This is a genomic window from Paenibacillus sp. J31R109 (assembly GCF_059692055.1).
On sequence record NZ_JCAUAR010000009.1, the window covers coordinates 176,838 to 195,371 of the forward strand.

The window sequence follows — 18,534 nt, forward strand, 5'->3', positions numbered from 1 at the left end:
AAAGAAAAAACCACAACAAGCCTGTCACGTTTGCACGTAAAGGTCCGCTGTGGTTTCTCCTGGTCTCCAACCGAATATGAACTTGTTAGTTATAGTATAACACTGTATGCCATTATTTAAAAGCGATCGCGGCATTTACCGCCTTTTTCCATCCGCTATACAACTTTTCTTGTAAATCCGCTGCCATTTCCTGCTCAAAGGCCCGATCTACCTGCCACTGCGCCGCAATTTCCGCCTGATCCTGCCAGAAACCAACCGCGAGACCCGCTAAGTAAGCCGCTCCAAGCGCTGTCGTTTCATTAATAACTGGACGCTCCACCGTGACGCCCAGCATGTCGCTCTGGAATTGCATGAGGAAATCGTTTTTTACGACACCGCCATCCACCCGCAGCTTCGTTAGCTCGATACCTGAGTCGTCCTCCATTGCCTGCAGCACGTCTTTCGTCTGATAAGCAAGGGATTCCAAGGTTGCCCGGATAAAATGTTCCTTCGACGTCCCCCGCGTCAGCCCAAAAACCGCTCCCCGCACATCGCTGTCCCAATAAGGCGTCCCAAGCCCGACAAAAGCTGGAACCACGTACACGCCCTCTGTGGAGACGACTCTTTTCGCATAATCCTCGGAATCCTTCGCCGATTTGATCATCCGGAGCCCATCCCGCAACCACTGAATCGCCGATCCTGCGACGAAAATACTGCCCTCCAGCGCATACTCAACCTTCCCGTTCAAGCCCCATGCAATAGTTGTCAAAAGGCCGCTGCGCGACGGAATCGCATGATTTCCTGTGTTCATCAGCATGAAGCAGCCGGTGCCGTAGGTGTTTTTGGCCATGCCTTTTTCAAAACACGCCTGACCAAACAAAGCCGCCTGCTGATCGCCTGCCGCACCCGCAATGGGAATCGCCGCTCCAAAGAAGAGGCTCTCCTGCGTATGCCCATATACCTCAGATGACGAACGAACCTCTGGCAGCATTGCTGCTGGAATGTCCAAATGCCCCATCAGTTCCTCGTCCCACTTCAGCTCGTGAATGTTATAAATGAGCGTCCGCGAGGCATTCGAGTAATCCGTGACATGTGCCTTGCCACCCGTCAATTTCCAAATAATCCACGTATCCATTGTACCGAAAAGCAAGTCACCGCGCTCCGCCCTAGCTCTGGTACCTTCGACATGATCTAAGATCCATTTGATTTTGGTCGCCGAAAAATACGCATCAATCAGCAGCCCCGTCCTCTCTCGGAACAGGTCGCTAAGGCCAGCATCCTTCAACTCCTCGCAAATATCCGCCGTCTGCCGCGACTGCCAGACAATCGCATGATACACCGGCATGCCCGTATGCCGATCCCAAACAACCGCCGTCTCCCGTTGGTTCGTGATGCCAATTCCCGCTATTTCCGTGGGCTGCACCCCGGACTCTGACAGCAAGGTCGCGATCACACTTTGAATCGACAGCCAAATTTCATTCGCATCATGCTCCACCCAGCCTGGCTTCGGAAAATACTGCTTAAACTCCTGCTGCGCGGTGTGGATGATGCTACCTTTTTTATCAAACAAAATGGCTCTAGAACTCGTCGTCCCCTGATCGAGGGAAAGCATATAAGAAGGCTTAGATCCCGTTGTTGTCATCGTTTGGAAGCGCCACCTTTCGTATGTTCATAATGCTGCCATAGCTCATGGTTTGAAGTTGTCACAGCCGTGGCACCCGCCGCAAGCGCCTGTTCCACATCATCGACAGAACGAATCAAGCCGCCTGCAAAAATCGGAATACCGGAACGGTCCTTCACCTCTTTGATAATGTGCGGAATGACACCAGGCATGACCTCGATGTAATCCGGCTGTGAGCGTTCAAGCAGCGTGTAGCTTTTATCCAGTGCCGAGCTATCTAGTAAAAAAAGTCGTTGAATCGCGATCAAGCCATTCTGCCTTGTCTTCGTAATCACATTGCCACGCGTGGAAATGATTCCCGCAGGGCGAATGCTTTGGCACAAAAACTCAGCGGCAAACTCGTCGTTTTTCAATCCCTCGATGAGATCCGCATGAAGCAGCAGCTTTTTTCCGTGCGCTCGGCCCAGGTCGACAATGCTTTTGAGCTGCCCAATATGACTGTCCAGCAGCACGATATGCGTGTATGACGACTTCATGAGCTTCTCTAAATCCTTCATTTTACGAATGGCTGGCAAAATACATTGATCCTGTAATGACATGCGCTTCACCTCCATTTCCTGAACCTATCTGAACGTATCTAAACAGGACGAACACGGCAAAAAAACTCACCAAGATTTGCCTTCTCTATTCAAAGGGCAATCCAAGTGAGTCTCCTGTTCTCCGTCACGTGTTATTAACTTATCTGTATTTTACTGAAAGAGGGGATGCCATGTCAATGGCAGCTCTCGGCACCATCCAACGCGCTTACATCGATAACGCTTTGCGCACGGCCAAAATATACTTCGACTGATCCAGCGGATTGACGCCGCGTCGCTTACGTTCGGCATGAACATCGGGAGGGCTTGGCTGGTAGCCGGCAAAAGAGGACGTAATTACGCCACGCCCGCCTGACATGGCGCTTAGCTTCACGGGATATTCGAGCGACGTTGCCACTGGGAGCCGCCCTTCTAGGACGAATCGTCCCCCCGCTATGCTAGGTGCATCGAAGGTCGCCCGCATCTGCACTAGATCGCTGAGCACCTTACCGCCGAACTCTTCGGGTACGGTGATCCGCACTTGCAGCATTGGCTCCAGCAGCGTCGTGCCCGTCTGGCCGAGTCCTTGCATGATGCCCATGGGCGTTGCGACGGCAAAATCGAGTGGATGGGTGTGCCACACGTGATGCTCACCCTCTAGAAGCGTCACCTTCACATCGGTGACTTCCCAACCGAACAGCCCCTGCTGCAGCGCCTCCGGCACGCGGCGCGCCACCTCATTCTGGTACTGCACGAGCAGCTGCTCACCGCGAACCTGAGACCCGTACACGAGCCCACTGCCCGGCGCACCTGGCTCGATATGAAACCGTAAGATTGCCCAGCATGGCTTGGGCATCGTATAAGCAATGAAGCCTTCACCTGCTTGCGAAGGCGTTTCTTTGTAGATGACGGAAGGTTGGTCGAACCTTACTTGGAGACCGAAGCGCGAGCTCAAGAGACTCGTCAGAATCTCGAGCTGGATCGCGCCCATGACCTTGACGTGCAGCTCCCGCTCGTCCTGCAGCCATTGCAGATCGAGCAGTGGATCTTCGTCCGTGAGCTCTTGCAGCGCGGCGACGAGTGCCGGATACTGCGCGTCGCTCTCGGCGTGCACCTGCACGGTCAGCAGCGGCACCGCCATGCGCGGCGCAGGCGGCACGCTGTCCGGTCGGCCGAGCACATCGCCGATCCGCACTTGCGTCAAGCCGCAGACGGCGGCGATGTCGCCGGCCGCGACAACGCCAAGATCCTCGGCTTTGCGCCCATCGATGCGGCGAATCTGGGTCACCTTCTCCTCCACGCCTTGCGTGGCATTGACGACGGTGTCCCGGTTACGGATCGTCCCCTCGTAGAGGCGGACGTACGCCATACGCCCCATCGTCTTGTCGCGCTCGACCTTAAAGACCACTGCCGACAGCGGCTGCTCGGCATCGCCGCGCGGCTCAGGCAAGTAATCGAGGATCGCTGCAAGCAGCTCCTCTATGCCGATGGCTTTGCTGGATGCCCCGACCAGCAAAGGAAAAGCTTCGCCCTGCCGCGCGTATCGCTGCAGGGTGCTCTTGACCTCGTGCGCCGTGATAGGCGCACCTTCGATGTAGCTCGTGAGCAGGGGCTCATCGAGCTCGGAGAGCTTTTCGACCGCGGCTGCGAGGTCGAATCCCGTTGTTCCAGCGCCGGCTGCGGGCGGCGCATCTTCTAATACGTTCCGCGCGCCGCGGAACGTGTCTTCAAGGCCGAGCGGTGCATAGATCGGCACCGCCATCCCCGTAAGCTGCTTATGAATCTCTTGTAGGACCCGTTCGGGGTCAGCCCCGACGCGGTCTAATTTATTCATATATAGCAGCGTTGGGATTTTAAGCGATTGCAGCGCATGCCAGATCATTTCCGTCTGCGACTGCACGCCCTCCACGGCGGAGATAATCAGAATCGCTCCGTCCATTACACGTAAGGAGCGTTCCACTTCCGACAAGAAATCGACATGACCTGGCGTATCCACCAGATTAATCCACGTATTTTGCCACACTAAACTTGTCGTTGCGCTGCGAACCGAAATCCCCCGTTCACGCTCCACGTCCATAGAATCCGTCTGTGCCGTCCCGCTATCTACACTGCCTAGCGCGCGAATGCGCCCGCTTAGATATAGCAAATGCTCCGTAGTTGTCGTCTTTCCCGCATCAACGTGCGCAAAAATTCCCACGTTCCTTCTCGACACTATGCGTTTCTCATCTGTCATTCCCGCTCCGGCCCCTTTGGCTTTCATTCTTTCTTCTATTATACTCAAAGAGAGTGAATTTGGATAAGCCAACCAATTCAGCTCTTCCCGCTTGAAGTTTTAAAGAAATGGTGTCGCCGTTAGGAAATGATTTTTCTGAGGAGGAATTATTATTATGCTTCAGCCCACTGTGCCTACGACAACCATTCAACTTCATAACCAGCACCCTGCCATCCTCGCTTTATCTCAAGCTGACCCAAAACTGGCTAGATTGATCGAACTCATCGGTGAACTCACACTTACACCGAGCTTTCGTCCCTATGAATCTCTCGTCATGTCGATTATTTCCCAGCAACTCTCAGCCAAAGCTGCCTTAACGATCAAAACCAGAGTTAAAGCGATCATTCCCGCCATTACGCCAGAGGATGTTCTAGCTACAGATGAAGAAGCCATCCGCCAATGCGGGGTCTCTTATCCCAAAATCCGCTACATTCGCGACCTAAGCACCAAGGTTCTAAGCGGTGAAGTCATGCTGGATCAGCTACAAGATGTAGATAACGCAGAACTTCTGAAACAGCTAACAAGTGTCAAAGGAATTGGCGTCTGGACCGCTGAAATGTTCCTTCTCTTCACTTTAGGCCGGCCCGACATTTTATCCCTCGGCGATGCTGGTCTTCAGCGTGCAGCCCGCTGGCTGCATGCACTCCCTGAGCGCCCGGATAAAAATTACTTAGGCCTCGCCGCCGAAGGATGGGCGCCTTACCGCAGCTTCGCATCCCTCTATTTATGGCGCGCGATTGACACGGGACTTGTTGATTCCGGTCTGCCGGTGGAGGCGTGTGAGAAACCGATGCAAGCGTAGAAAAGCCCGGCATCTGCTAATTGTGGGGAGTTACGCTTCTATTGCTCGCCTCCCCTCTTCCACCAAAGCCCTTACACGCAAAAAAACGCAAGCAGTCATCCATCAGGACCCACTCACGCTTAGACATCTAAACTCACGAGTACGAATTTACTTGCTGAACCGCCTGAGACGCTCCTCAACAAATGTCAGCCCGCAGCCCTCGTAAATACGTCTGCAACAATCGACGCAAGCTCTCATCCCGATCCAGCCCCATGCGGAAGCCATTCCGATGCTCGAGGGAGGCGAATCCGTGCACCATACTCCGAAAACCGCGCACCACATGCAGCGCATCTTCCTCACTGAGTCCGTACGGCGCAAGGATGCGCAACAGGAAGCTCACAACCCCAGCTCCGACCTCTTTCAGCTCGGGATCTTCATAATCAGGCAGCACTGAGATCGCATCGTACAGACCTGGCTGCTTCCGAGCGAAATCCACATACGCTACACCCGCAGCCAGTAAGGCTTCATCCTCTGCTTTACCAATTACGGCTTCGATCATCACTTCTTTCACGAGGAGAAGCCCTCGCTTAGATAGCTGCTTGCGTAGATCAGGCAAGCCCTTGATATGATTGTAAAGGGAAGGTGTTTTGATAGTCAGTTTGGTCGCCAGTGCAGCCAGCGAAAGCTGCTCAATTCCTTGCTGATCTGCCAGTTCGATTGCCGCTTGCAAAACCATTTCTGCATCTAATCCTTGTCGAATCGCCATCTTATCCTGTGCCCCTCTATGCTAAATAGTCGCTGATGCGCCTTGGAATTTCGCTGATGCTTCTTCTAGTGCTGCATCCATCACTGCTGCTGGTTGTTCAATCATGCGTCCATGTCCTACTGCCAGTACGCTAGGTTCTAGCTGTCTTAATCGGCGCGTACTCGCCAAGGAAGCTTCTTTACTCCACGTCGCCAGGGCTGGGAAGGGAAATTTCCATTTCACCACACCGGATACCGCTACACCGCCTCGTACTTGGAAAGCATCTCCCGCGATCAACGCCCGACTCCGCACATCAAGGAATGCCATCGACCCCGGCGTATGTCCAGGTGCAGCGTATGCTTGCAACGAACCTATCCGATCCCCATCGGCCAATAGCACATCAGGTTTCGTCTGAATCCCTTTTGGAATGCCGCCTTTTATCGGCGTTTGAGGCTCATCTGCTTCCAACTCCACGTTGCCTGCCAGCAGCTTCGCATCCCTTCTGGAGATGTAAACTTGTGCATGAGGCAATTCCTTCTTCAAACCGTCTAATGCACCAATATGATCCCCATGCGCATGTGTCAGAACGATACGTGTAATCGGCTTCCCGATTTGCTCTGCCGCCTGCAGAATACCTTTCACACTGAATGGTAAAGCTGCATCAATCAAAGTTAATTCGGCTTCTTCCTCAACCAAGTAACAATTTACTGGGAAAAACCTCGGCATAAAAGCCAATTGGTACAAATGTCCGTTTTGCGTTATTTTCATATTCAACGCCTCCTCTTAACTACTTATATTAGTATAATAACTAATGTCATTAGTTTTGTAAAGAAACATTTTTCATCTATTTGAAATCTGTACATTTTTCGGGTATCGAAAACTTTATCTTCCTTATGTGGTAAAATAGTTCTCATATTTGTCCTAAAGTCCATATATGTGAGTGAGGTTACCTAATGAACACTGAAACTTTAGCACTTTTTAAAACGTTAACCGAAATGCAAGCCGCACCTGGCTTTGAGCGAGAGATTCGTGCATTTGTACGCGGCGAGTTAGCCAAATATACCGATGAGTTCGTGCAGGACGCGCTCGGCAGCCTCTTCGGGGTTGTACGCGGCGACGAGACAGGACCGCGCATCATGGTGGCGGGCCACTTCGACGAGGTCGGCTTCCTCGTGACCGGCATCACCGAGCACGGCACCGTCAAGTTCCAGCCGCTCGGCGGCTGGTTTAGTCAAGTACTGCCCGCGCAGCGCGTGCAGATCATGACGGCGAACGGACCGATCATCGGTGTGATCGGCTCCGTGCCCGTGCACTTGCTGGACGAAGCTGCGCGCAGCAAGCCCGCAGACATCAAGACGATGTACATTGACATCGGCGCGGAAAATCGGGCCGATGCCATCGCCATCGGCATCAAGCTCGGGCAGCAGATCGTGCCGATCTGCCCGTTCACGCCCCTGGCCAATCCGAAGCGGATTATGGCCAAAGCTTGGGATAATCGCTACGGCGTCGGCCTCGCGATTGAGCTCTTGAAGGAGCTTCACGGCGGGCCGAAGCTCCCGAACATCCTGTACGCGGGTGCCACCGTACAGGAAGAGGTCGGCGTGCGCGGCGGAAGAACGGCTGCGAATATGATTCAGCCGGATCTGTTCTACGCGCTCGATGCAAGTGCCGCCGGGGATATGACCGGCGACCGCCAGGCTTTCGGGCAGCTAGGGCGCGGAGCGCTGCTGCGGATTTTCGATCCCACGATGATTACCCACCGTGGGATGGTTGAGTTCATTCTGGATATGGCGGAGACGCATAAGATCCCGTATCAGTACTTTATCTCGCAAGGCGGAACAGACGCGGGGCAAGTACACGTGCAAGGCAGCGGGATTCCATCCGCTGTGATCGGGGTATGTGCACGCTATATTCATACATCCGCGTCAATTCTTCACGTGGATGATTACGCTGCGGCGAAGGAGCTGCTGATCAAGTTAGTGCAAGCCAGCGATCGCACAACGTTAAACACCATTCTTGCCCAGGCTTAAGGGCACTAGGCAAGTTGCTCTTGCCGGAAACTTGGAGGCTGACATGATTCCAACAGGATGGAAATGCATTTATCAGAATCCGCTCTCCTCACCGCAGGAGGTGGAAAGCTTTCGAATGGAAGGAGATGGAGCAGTCTCCTTCCCTATGGGTAGAATGCGATTGGAAGGCACACGCGGCCTGGAGGACGATTATAAAGCGAACATCGTCTATTGGTGTCCAGAAATATTTCCTGCCGATGTAGCTATCACATGGGAGTTTTGGCCGATTCGAGAGCCGGGACTTGCCATCTTATTTTTTGCCGCTGAGGGAATGGAAGGTTACGACCTATTTGATCCTAGTCTCCCAACCCGTACTGGTGAATATGATCAATACCATCACGGGAAAATGAATGCGCTCCATGTCTCTTACTTCCGCAGACGTTATGCGTCAGAGCGGGCGTTCCACACTTGCAATTTAAGAAAAAGCTACGGCTTCCATCTTGTCATGCAGGGGGCCGACCCTATCCCTGATGTAGCCGATGCCGTTGGTCCGTATCGAATCACCGTCCTTAAGCAAGGCGCACGCGTGACATTTACAATCAACGACCTGCCCGTTTTCGTTTGGGAAGATCCAGGTACAACCTATGGGCCAATTTTAGGAGAGGGTCGCATTGGCTTCCGCCAGATGACACCTCTGATAGCTGAATACGCCAATCTTGCCGTCTACGCGCCTTAATTAGATTGATGACAGCCCTACGTAGGAGATACTTCCTATCCGGTATCGCAAATATGACGAATTAGACCTCTGGAGCAGATAGCTCCAGAGGTCTTTTTGATCAACGAAAACATATTCTAGCCAATAGGGTAAAGTTCTGACATTTTTTTCACAAATAAAGAATTAATGTTCCAAAATATGGTACAATTAACAGCATAACTTGTTTTTAGAAAGAAGGATACCCATGACCTCAATCATTCGTGAAGCAACACCTCAGGATACATCAGCGATCAGCTCACTCGTTTCTCATCTCACTGGTAAGGTAATTTCTCCTTTACATATTGAAAATAGGCTGCATAATTTACGAGATAATCCAGATGAACTGCTCTATGTCTATGAAGAGGAGAACCGGATTCTCGGCACATTAAGCTTCCGAATCCGCAGAGATCAGGATGCAGAGCATCTTACCTTTAGTGAAATCTCAGTTATTTCCTTTAAGCAGGATCCCGATAGTAACCAAGCACCGATGGAGCAATTAAAGACATACGCTCATCAGCTTACAACGGATCATAATTGCTCGGGGATGATGTGGTTGACAGACGTAGAGTCTACCGACAAACCTCGTTCCGCCCAACCTCCTATCGGTTTTCATGAAACCGGCTACCGTTTTGTCAAACGTTTTCTCTAAACTAGGCGAACTTCTATATCACATTCTACAAAGGAGTGCTTACATGTGTTGATTGGATTTAATGAAGGAGCTTTAAGCACTCTTGTTCTTATTGCCTTCATCATCATCCTTCTTTTCGTTGTTGGCATCTTTCTATCTATTATTATGAAATCGTTATCGACCTGGACATCCAATAACAACGCGCCCATTCAAGATCGAGCCTGCAGAGTTGTCGCCAAACGTATACAATTCTCTGGAAGCAACGGACATATAGGCTCGAACACCTCCTACTACGTTACTTTTGAGTTCGATGACTTGAGTAGAATGGAACTATGGATAGGACGTCAGCAATTTGGCTATATGGTCGAAGGTGACACGGGAAATTTAACATTTCAAGGTACTCGATTCAAAGAATTTGAACGCAAACAAGCCGTTTAAGCAATTCCACGCATACGTAAGCATTTACAAGAAAACCATAAAAAATAGACATATTAACGCCAATATTTGAATAATCTGAATATTTACAATATTTTAATAATGGGCTATGATGAATCCAAGGCAGACAGGGAGGACAACCCGCACCAGTAGGTGCCATATCAACGAAGAGCCTGACAAATCAACTACGAGAGGGGATAGTCCATTGGACCATGTTAGCGAAGCATGCTACTCACTTCCGCTCTAAACGACAGGAGCCACGTGAAGGAAGAACGTCCCACTCGTTCAATCAGCATGCGGGAAATCAGATCAGGCAGGTCATCATTTGAAGAAAGGAACTATAGTGAGGGACTTGTCGTGAGTAGCGTAACTGGGAAGATATACACTGTAGAAAGGACACTTTAACTTTGATGCGAACGTATGGAATACAGCAACTGATCTGCGACTTTTCGGGGAATGGAGTGTGTGGAAGAACAATTGAATAGTCAAAATGACTCATAGAGACCTCCGGTTATCATCGATAAGCGGGGGCCTCTATTTGCGTTCAGATGAAGTTATTTACTCGTTAACTGCTCCTTCTGCACAATGGGTAATCGAACGATGAAGGATGTCATTGCCTCCTCCCCGCTTTCCACTGCAATCGTTCCGTGATGCATCTCTACAATTTTCTTCGCAATCGACAAGCCAAGCCCATTGCCGCCAGCCATTCGATTCCTAGACTTATCTGCTTTGTAAAACCGTTCAAAAATATGCGTCTGATCCTCTTCAGGAATCCACGGCCCATTATTCGAAATTCGCGTTACCGCCTCTTCCCCATTGCTAACCACTCGGACACGAATCGTTCCGCCAACAGGCACAAATTTAACCGCATTGTGGATGAGATTGATCCAAACCTGACTAAGCAAATCCTCATCGGCCTCAAGGGTTACAGGATCCAGCTCGATATCCATTTCAATATCTTTATCTACCCACTGCGGCTCACAAGCGAGAATATGATTCCGCAACTGTTTATCCAAACGATAGCTCCTCGGTTCAAAAGGGTGATGCTGTGACTCCAGGGAGGTCAGCTTCAACAGGTTTTCGCTGAGCTTGGATAAGCGTACACTTTCGGTTTCAATGATCGTCAAATAATGTTTACGCTCCTCAGGCGATAGCTGATCATTCTGCAATGCGCGGGAGAATCCGCTAATGGATGTTAAAGGCGACTGGATCTCGTGGGAGACGTTCGAAATAAACTCCTGCCTCATTTTCTCTATTTGCCCGAGATCGCTCGCCATTTGATTGATGGACTCCGCTAACTCCACGAAGGGACCATTCCGCGGGTTATCATCTACGGACACATTGAAATCCCCTCTCGACATGCTGCGTATCGCTTGATTCAAACTTTGAAAGAAAATCAACTGATGCTTTCGTAAAAATTGACCTAAAATGGCCATGGTCACTCCCCAGAGGAACATGCCCCCAATGCAGTTGATCAACTGCACAATGACTTCCGCAGGGCGTTTCTCTAAATGTGTGTAGAGATGCTCCATGCCATAAAAAGTAGCTAACCAATATACGATAATGAGAATAAAGATCCCTAAGCCAAAAAAGAAGCCTCCAATTCGCTGGAGAATAGACTGATTCTTATGGTTCATCCGTCGTCGCTTCTGTCTTTCTCTCCGCTCTCTTCTCTCTGCCCTGTGCTGATGATTCACTTCAGCACCTCCAAGCGATAGCCTAGGCCTCGAATCGTAGCGATGCGAAACGCGTGCCGCTCCTCAGGGAATCGCTCACGCAGCCGATTAATATGCACATCGACCGTACGCTCGTTTCCTTCGTAGTCAAATCCCCAAATCTGCTCGATCAATTGGTCGCGTGAGAAGGTTTTGCCTGGATAGCTCGCAAGCTTATAGAGCAGTTCGAATTCCTTGAGCGGCAGCGTGATGCTCTCTGCACCAACGGTAGCTTCATAGGTTTTGCGGTTCATGCTTAAATCGCCAGCCTGAATCGTTTGCGAAGAAGCGATTCTATATCGCTTGAGTAGTGCCCTCACCCGCATCGCAAGCTCAAGCGGTTCGAAGGGTTTGGTGAGGTAATCGTCTGCACCCAACTCGAAGCCTTTGACCTTCTGGGCAGTTTCACCTTTGGCCGTCAGCATGAGTATTGGCAAATCATAATGCTCACGAAGCTCCTTGCATACCTCCCAACCGTCCATATGCGGCATCATCACGTCGAGAATCACCATATCGACCTGGACGGTTTGCAGCTTCTTAAGTGCTTCGACGCCATCCGCGGCCTCAACGACATCGAAGCCTTCGTTCAGCATGAAAACACGGACAAGCTCACGAATATACGGGTCATCATCTACGATCATAATGGGTGCCATGATTCATTCATCCTCACTTCTTAATCTCTAATTTTTCATCTATATACGTGTCTACGCTTGACTCACTTTAGGTTCTTTTGCTCATTGCTCATATGCCATTCGCTCTTTTACTGCATGCCTTAATAGAAGTAAGCATAAGCGCATAATATAAACTGAATTTAAACCATTTTGAATTTTTTATAAATGAAAGGGCTTTATTTGAAAAATAATTTATGATAAATTTGGGGTAAGGAACAGTCTAGGGGGTTGTGGCCTGTATGACAAATAACACATTGGCGGATTTCAACAAGCTGACTACCGCGGAAGCGGAAGTCCTGTTTCAACGCGAGGTGCTCTCTGAAGGGTTTGCAGGCTTTAGGCGGTTACTCGACACGCTCACGGAAGCGGTCAAATCCGCGGGAGACATCGAAATGGAAGTGGTTGAGCAGTCGGTCGCGAAAGCAAAACGTCTTTTTCCGGAACCTGTTGATTTCAGTCCCTCCTGGGAGAAGGTTTGGCCAGAACTTGAATGTACCATAGCTGCCAAGAAACATATTTTCGCAAATATTCCCCTCGCAGACAGATCCGGTGAATGGCAAGTCATCATGGACAATCCACTTGTCGTGCAAGAGGTTGTCTGTTACCCTGCGTTGACTTTTGAGGATGCTGCCTACCTTTATGCCTATTTCCGACCTCAACTGGAGAAATCCGAATACATTCGTCTTCAGAAAATCCAAACAGTGATTCAAGAAATCGGCGGTTAGCCAATCTCTTCTATTTAAGTTTCTCCTTCATCCACTCACACCACAATAAATCTGTCTCTACCTTCATCGTGGCTTTATGCACCAGTACATACCTGCCAAAACTATCATCTTCAATTTCTAATTGCTCGAGCGGTTTCGTACTTTCTTGTTGGATCTTATCCATTAGAAGGTTGAATCGCTCTTTTTTCTTCTTATAATACACTTCACGCACCGCGAGCATCTTACTCGCCTGCTCTTTATCCACGAGACCGATGCAATACACCTTCAGAGCAAGCTCATCCCTCGTCACAGGCTCATCCGTAGGCATAGCAATCCACTCCCGCAAAGCATCCTTTCCTTGCTCCGTAATGGAGTACACCTTCTTATCAGGCTTATCAGATTGAGGAACATGTACGAAAGCGACGTGCCCCTTCTGCTCTAGTTGTGCCAAAAGAGGATAGATCTGGCTATGTTTAGCTGACCAAAAAGGTTGTATATGTTGCATAAGCTCATACCCTGAGCGGGAGTTTTTGGTTAAAAGGCTTAGTAATCCGTATGAAAGGGTATTCATTGGCGTTCCTCCTCTATGTCATTATTGACATATAAACAGTTCGGTAGTATGATGATTTTCATTCAAATTATAGAGAATACTATCGGTAAGATCAATGATAGAGTGGAGGCATTATTTTGAGTAAGGATGAGTTACAGCAAGTGCGCTTCTGGCCAATCATGATTGCTATCTTCTTCGGATCGTTCGTGTCGATTCTAAGTATGAGCACAATTAATATCGCTATACCGATTCTTAGTGAGCATTTCCATACAGATTTGAGCAAAATCCAATGGACGATTACCGGATTTATGCTCGCAAGCGGTACGATTGCTCCGATTACAGGTTATTTCGGGGAAAAATTCAGCTACAAACGTTTATACGCCATCGCGCTGATAGGTTTTACTGTATTTTCACTTTTATGTGCGCTGGCCTGGGATGCTTCATCACTGATTGCATTCCGTATTATTCAAGGGGCTTTCAGTGGTCTGATTATGCCGGCTACGATGACCATTGTTTATCAGGTTATCCCGCGCGATAAGCAGCCAATTGCGATTTCCCTTTGGTCCCTATCCGCCATGATGGCGCCTGCTATTGGGCCAACATTGAGCGGCTGGTTGCTGCAAAATTGGAGCTGGCACTGGTTGTTCCTTATGAACGTACCTGTCGGCGTTGTCGCTATTTTTCTCGTTTTCAAATTGATCCCTTATTATCGACTTTCAGTTCCAAAAAGATTCGATCTCATCGGATTACTCACTGTCGTTGTCAGCAGTCTTTCCTTGTTAGTTGGTTTCTCACAAGGGCATGCTTGGGGATGGACATCCGGTCGTGTCATTGGGCTATTTGTAACAGGCTTCCTAGTCCTTCTACTGTTCATATGGCGAGAACTTAAAGTGGATTCACCTCTATTGAACATACGTGTTTTGAAGAACTCGCGTTACACCTTATCGCTCATTATTTCTAGTATCGTCACAATAAGCTTGTACTCAGGTACTTTCCTGACGCCAATTTTCTTGCAAAATATTCAACACGTTACTCCATTGGATACAGGATTAATTTTATTGCCTGCTTCCTTAGTAATGGCGCTCTGCATGCCTCTCGTAGGTAAGTTATATAGCAGTGTCGGGCCACGCATTCTTATTTTTATCGGAATCTCCTTAATTGCTGTTGGTACACTCACATTAAGTTGGTTGAGTACAGACGTCTCGCGCGGCTACATCGTGTTCTGGATGATCGTTCGGAACGTCGGGATTGCCTTCGCTACGATGCCTGCAAGTAATGCGGGCATGGAGCAAATTCCGCGGACTCTTTCGGGTCATGCCACTTCCATTAATAACTGGGTTCGTAACGTATTCGGATCCTTTGCAATTGCCTTATTCACATCGGTGTTATCCTCTCAAACCGCAACACACAGCAAGGAATTAGCGGCTGGCGGGTTGACGGATAAGGTTCAAATTGGTACGCATGCCTTTACAATGAGTGTCAATGATGTCTACTTGCTTGCGACATTCATTGTCCTAGTCGCTCTGCCGCTAAGCTTGTTCATTCGCAAGCGGTCCATAGCACCAGACAATCCTTCAGCGTCTGCACCGGCTCCTATCGTGGCAACGCCGAACCCGAAAGCCTAATAAAAAACCCCAGTCCGATGTGTGCTTATCACATCGGACTGGGGTTTTCGTTATTTCTTAGCTGAGGTAGAAATCACGCAGCAACTCGTCCATCACACGATTCGTACGTGCTCCTGTACGACCTGTACTAGGACTTTGCCCGATGCCTCTAAGATCATCAACGATCATCTGAATAAGTGGCTGTTGAACATGTGGCGGATTGGGTATCGTCAGTTCTTGGACCGCACCGTCTGCGGTTTCAATGCGCAGATCGCCACTGAACGTAGAGAATGACAATTTCCCAAGGCTGCCGACAATCTCATTCAAATCTAAATGTTTGTAGCTATTGAAGCTCCATACCCCAGTCCCCATCACACCGGATTCGAAGGCATAGCTTGTTGTCACGATATCTTCGACCTTATGTTTGCCCGTTTGATTACTTGCGAAGCCCTTCACCTCTCCGATGGGACCCAACACATAATCAAGAATATCCAGCGCATGGCTCGCCAAATCCACGAAGAGACCGCCGCCTGATAACTCAGGCTGAATGCGCCATGGTTCTAGTCCCTCTTGATAATCTCTCGTTGGTTGCAAGTACGTCGATTGGACAAAACGGACATCACCAATCACGCCACTATCGATTAAACGCTTGATTTCTACGAATTTCGGGAGTCCTCTGCGATAATAGGCTACAAATAACGGCACGCCGGCTGCTTCACAGGCGGCAATCATCTCCTGACACTCTGCGTGATTCCTGGCCATAGGCTTTTCCACGTAGACAGGTTTCCCTGCTTTTGCCGCGAGCAGCGTGTACTCATGATGGAATCCTGGCGGCGTTGCGACATAGACCGCATTCACATCGGGATCATTCACTAACGCCGCGGCGTCATCGTACCATTTTGCAACACCATGACGCTTGGCATAGTCTTCAGCCAGTGCCCCATTGCGGCGCATAACCGCGACTAGCTCAGAGCCTTCTGCCTTCTGCAAGGCGGGACCGCTTTTGACCTCTGTCACATCCCCACACCCGATAATTCCCCAACGTACCTTTTCCACTGTTATAGCCTCCTCTTACATGTTTAGTCATTAGTTAGATATTCGACGGGAAGTCTCGAGCTCCTGTACATGATGAATGGTCTACTCAAAAACATCGAAATTGGCACTTTGTATAGCCCCTGTAACTTGCTATTCTATACCTAAAACAAAGCAGGTGAAGCCATGTACACGCCCTCGCATTTTAAAATAGAAGACCGCTCGCAGATGTACGACTTCATAGAAGAACATAGCTTCGCTACCCTCATTTCACAGCATCAGGGGCTTCCTTTCGCGACGCATATTCCCTTATTGCTTGATGTCACGGATCATTGCTTATATGGGCATTTCGCCCGTTCTAATCCGCAATGGATGGATATCAAGGGGCAAGACGTGTTAGTCCTCTTCCAAGGTCCCCATTGCTACATTTCACCATCCTGGTATGGAACGCCCACTGCTGTACCTACATGGAATTATATGGCCGTTCATGTCTATGGTGGGATCGAGCTCGTCCACGACGACCAGGAAGTCTTTCGCGTCTTGCAGCAGCTGACCCGCAAATATGAGGAACCTGATAGCTCGTATAACTTAGAGAGTATCGACCCTCATTTTATAGCTGGAATGCGCCAAGGTATTCAAGCTTTTAAGCTGCCTATTTCGAGCATCGAAGGCAAAGCCAAGCTAAGCCAGAATCAGCCCAAAGAGCGCCAAGAACGCATTATTCGCGAACTGGAGCATAAGGGAGATGCGGAGCAGCAGATAGCTGCGCTGATGAAGAAAAATTTGTGCAATGGATGAGTTACTAGTTCAAAAAGGGGCTGTCCCAAAAGACCTTACATGACGCAACTACTTTAAATAACGTTACGGGAAAACGCTAATGGACGATGGGCTGAACAATAACGTTATGCGATAACGCTAAAAGCTCCAAAATCAAAGTTTCCTGCGTATTTCAACGCTTTAGCGTTATACCATCACTTTATTTCCAGTAAAAATGAGAAAACACGCAAGATAAGATGATGTCATCACCTTATCTTGCGTGGTCTAATGCATTGATTCCTACCTTGCACCAACCAACCAGCGGCAGCTGTTTCGGATGATGTCTCGATACACAGGGTGCCTGAAAGATTCGGCCTGATGCCCCGGCATCAAATACACGACTCGCCCCTGACCAAAACGATGGGCCCAAGCTGCCGGAACAACTTGATCCTCTTGGTCGTATTCGAGTAACACGGTTTTATCCGAATGCGGAATGAACATAAACTGATACGGCTCATCAGCGATTGTAAAGGACTCGATGCCCTTTATGATCTCATGCTGCGATGCACTTGAGGAAGGACGGATAGTGATTTCGCGAAACGGCGGGTGCCCTGTAAAATAGCCACCAATTAACTGGCAGAGATCAAACCGATGCTGCAAGGAAATACCGTTGTGCAAGGCAAGAAGCCCGCCACCGCCCGTAACAAAAGCAAGCAGCCCTGCCGCCTGTTTATCCGTGATGGCGGTCCGCCAGCAATCCGTATAAGAGATGACGACGTCAAAAGCCGCGATGCGCTCTGGCAGGAGAACATCGTAATCCTCTGTGCACACGATATACCCCTCGTCACCGAGAATATCTTTCAATTCGTTATCGACACCATTCAGTGGATGGTGTTTTGGTTTCGTATAATGGCCAAGAACAAGTATGTTGGATTGCATATGGACTAACATTCCTTTCTTTCTACCACAGCTGCCGCTCACCCAAATAATCGATATACGCAGGGTGCTGATCCATGTACGAGGCATGATCCAGAATCAGCTTGATCATGTTGACTGCTGAATCGTCGGGTGTTAAAGGTGACTTGGCATTCAGGGTACCACTTAACCGCCCTTGGACAGCTCCCGGGTGAAGAATGAGTACTTGACCGCCTTCGCCTTTGATCTGGTTATGAATTAAGGCAGACTGCATGTTGAGCGCAGACTTGGACATCGCATAGGCGAACCAGCCCGTCCTATGGCACTGACCGATACTTCCCGCTTCCGAGGAAATGTTAACAATTAGCTTATGTCTACTGTTCATTAGCGGTTCAATCAATTGATTCGACATGCGTAGAGCACCCAGCGCATTAACGTTGTATACCTGCTGAATCCCCTCGAAATCAATGACATCCGTAATGGTGGCCGTTTTGTTACCAATAATGGCTGCATTATTGATCAAAATATCCAGCGAGTCGGTTATACCCGCTACGAAGTTGCTGGCATTTCGCACACTTTCTTCGCTGGAAACGTCCAGGTCGATTTGATATAAGTGATCGGGAAACGTTTGTTTCAGCAACGCAAGCTCTTCATATTCCTTTAAGAAGGTACCGGCAATGACCGTAAAGCCATGAAGCAGCAACTGCTTCACTAGTGCCGCGCCGATTCCCCTTTCGGCACCGGTAACAAAAGCATATTCAGGCATCTATGAGACCCTCCTTTAATCA

19 protein-coding genes are annotated in these 18,534 nt (G+C 49.4%); 8 read left to right on the plus strand and 11 right to left on the minus strand.

Annotated features, from left to right (window positions below; translation table 11 throughout):
* Positions 1-112 precede the first annotated feature (112 nt).
* The 3 genes from glpK to AC58QT_RS22175 all read right to left on the minus strand — a co-directional run bounded on the left by glpK (position 113) and on the right by AC58QT_RS22175 (position 4,408).
* Positions 113-1,621 (minus strand): glycerol kinase GlpK, encoded by a 1,509-nt coding sequence (glpK, locus tag AC58QT_RS22165; protein WP_497410943.1) that lies wholly within the window; start codon positions 1,619-1,621, stop codon positions 113-115.
* Positions 1,618-2,199, minus strand: a complete 582-nt coding sequence (locus AC58QT_RS22170; protein WP_497410944.1) for a glycerol-3-phosphate responsive antiterminator — start codon at positions 2,197-2,199, stop codon at positions 1,618-1,620. Before AC58QT_RS22170 ends, glpK begins: the two co-directional genes overlap by 4 nt.
* A gap of 205 nt (positions 2,200-2,404) precedes the next feature.
* Entirely contained in the window at positions 2,405-4,408 is a 2,004-nt protein-coding gene (locus AC58QT_RS22175; RefSeq protein WP_497410945.1) for a GTP-binding protein, read from the minus strand.
* 154 nt (positions 4,409-4,562) lie between these two features.
* Here AC58QT_RS22175 and AC58QT_RS22180 point away from each other — a divergent pair, with 154 nt between their 5' ends.
* Complete coding sequence (locus tag AC58QT_RS22180) at positions 4,563-5,249, plus strand: DNA-3-methyladenine glycosylase family protein (RefSeq protein WP_497410946.1); 687 nt, start codon at positions 4,563-4,565, stop codon at positions 5,247-5,249.
* Between the two features lie 175 nt (positions 5,250-5,424).
* On the opposite strand, the gene AC58QT_RS22185 is transcribed toward AC58QT_RS22180, so the two are convergent.
* Positions 5,425-5,994, minus strand: coding sequence for a TetR/AcrR family transcriptional regulator (locus tag AC58QT_RS22185; RefSeq protein WP_497410947.1), 570 nt, complete (start codon positions 5,992-5,994; stop codon positions 5,425-5,427).
* A gap of 21 nt (positions 5,995-6,015) precedes the next feature.
* Positions 6,016-6,741, minus strand: a complete 726-nt coding sequence (locus AC58QT_RS22190) for an MBL fold metallo-hydrolase (protein ID WP_497410948.1) — start codon at positions 6,739-6,741, stop codon at positions 6,016-6,018.
* A 185-nt stretch (positions 6,742-6,926) separates the two neighbouring features.
* Here AC58QT_RS22190 and AC58QT_RS22195 point away from each other — a divergent pair, with 185 nt between their 5' ends.
* The 4 genes from AC58QT_RS22195 (at position 6,927) to AC58QT_RS22210 (ending at position 9,802) form a co-directional block, all read left to right on the plus strand.
* Positions 6,927-8,003, plus strand: a complete 1,077-nt coding sequence (locus AC58QT_RS22195) for a M42 family metallopeptidase (RefSeq protein WP_497410949.1) — start codon at positions 6,927-6,929, stop codon at positions 8,001-8,003.
* Positions 8,004-8,046: 43 nt separating this feature from the next.
* Positions 8,047-8,718, plus strand: a complete 672-nt coding sequence (locus AC58QT_RS22200; protein ID WP_497410950.1) for a DUF1961 family protein — start codon at positions 8,047-8,049, stop codon at positions 8,716-8,718.
* 223 nt (positions 8,719-8,941) lie between these two features.
* Positions 8,942-9,385, plus strand: coding sequence for a GNAT family N-acetyltransferase (locus AC58QT_RS22205; RefSeq protein ID WP_497410951.1), 444 nt, complete (start codon positions 8,942-8,944; stop codon positions 9,383-9,385).
* A gap of 45 nt (positions 9,386-9,430) precedes the next feature.
* Positions 9,431-9,802, plus strand: a complete 372-nt coding sequence (locus AC58QT_RS22210; RefSeq protein ID WP_497410952.1) for a DUF2500 domain-containing protein — start codon at positions 9,431-9,433, stop codon at positions 9,800-9,802.
* A 551-nt stretch (positions 9,803-10,353) separates the two neighbouring features.
* On the opposite strand, the gene AC58QT_RS22215 is transcribed toward AC58QT_RS22210, so the two are convergent.
* A complete protein-coding gene (locus AC58QT_RS22215; protein ID WP_497410953.1) occupies positions 10,354-11,496 on the minus strand; it encodes a HAMP domain-containing sensor histidine kinase in 1,143 nt (380 codons plus the stop codon).
* Positions 11,493-12,167, minus strand: coding sequence for a response regulator transcription factor (locus AC58QT_RS22220; protein WP_310500046.1), 675 nt, complete (start codon positions 12,165-12,167; stop codon positions 11,493-11,495). Before AC58QT_RS22220 ends, AC58QT_RS22215 begins: the two co-directional genes overlap by 4 nt.
* Positions 12,168-12,424: 257 nt before the next feature.
* Between AC58QT_RS22220 and AC58QT_RS22225 the strand changes: the two genes are divergently transcribed.
* Positions 12,425-12,910, plus strand: a complete 486-nt coding sequence (locus AC58QT_RS22225; protein WP_497410954.1) for a hypothetical protein — start codon at positions 12,425-12,427, stop codon at positions 12,908-12,910.
* A gap of 10 nt (positions 12,911-12,920) precedes the next feature.
* Here AC58QT_RS22225 and AC58QT_RS22230 read toward each other — a convergent pair whose 3' ends face one another.
* Complete coding sequence (locus tag AC58QT_RS22230) at positions 12,921-13,460, minus strand: PadR family transcriptional regulator (protein WP_497410955.1); 540 nt, start codon at positions 13,458-13,460, stop codon at positions 12,921-12,923.
* Positions 13,461-13,576: 116 nt separating this feature from the next.
* Here AC58QT_RS22230 and AC58QT_RS22235 point away from each other — a divergent pair, with 116 nt between their 5' ends.
* Positions 13,577-15,064 (plus strand): MDR family MFS transporter, encoded by a 1,488-nt coding sequence (locus AC58QT_RS22235; RefSeq protein ID WP_497410956.1) that lies wholly within the window; start codon positions 13,577-13,579, stop codon positions 15,062-15,064.
* A 57-nt stretch (positions 15,065-15,121) separates the two neighbouring features.
* Here the strand turns inward: AC58QT_RS22235 and AC58QT_RS22240 are convergent, their stop codons facing one another.
* Positions 15,122-16,105: a Gfo/Idh/MocA family protein gene (locus AC58QT_RS22240; protein ID WP_497410996.1), complete on the minus strand. Its 984-nt coding sequence runs from the start codon at positions 16,103-16,105 to the stop codon at positions 15,122-15,124.
* A 156-nt stretch (positions 16,106-16,261) separates the two neighbouring features.
* On the opposite strand from AC58QT_RS22240, the gene AC58QT_RS22245 reads away from it, so the two are divergent.
* A complete protein-coding gene (locus AC58QT_RS22245) occupies positions 16,262-16,873 on the plus strand; it encodes an FMN-binding negative transcriptional regulator (RefSeq protein WP_497410957.1) in 612 nt (203 codons plus the stop codon).
* A 258-nt stretch (positions 16,874-17,131) separates the two neighbouring features.
* Here the strand turns inward: AC58QT_RS22245 and AC58QT_RS22250 are convergent, their stop codons facing one another.
* Positions 17,132-17,770 carry a ThuA domain-containing protein gene (locus tag AC58QT_RS22250; RefSeq protein ID WP_497410958.1) on the minus strand — a complete coding sequence of 213 codons (639 nt, stop codon included), beginning with the start codon at positions 17,768-17,770 and terminating at the stop codon, positions 17,132-17,134.
* A gap of 22 nt (positions 17,771-17,792) precedes the next feature.
* Positions 17,793-18,512 carry an SDR family NAD(P)-dependent oxidoreductase gene (locus AC58QT_RS22255; RefSeq protein WP_497410959.1) on the minus strand — a complete coding sequence of 240 codons (720 nt, stop codon included), beginning with the start codon at positions 18,510-18,512 and terminating at the stop codon, positions 17,793-17,795.
* Positions 18,513-18,534 lie beyond the last annotated feature (22 nt).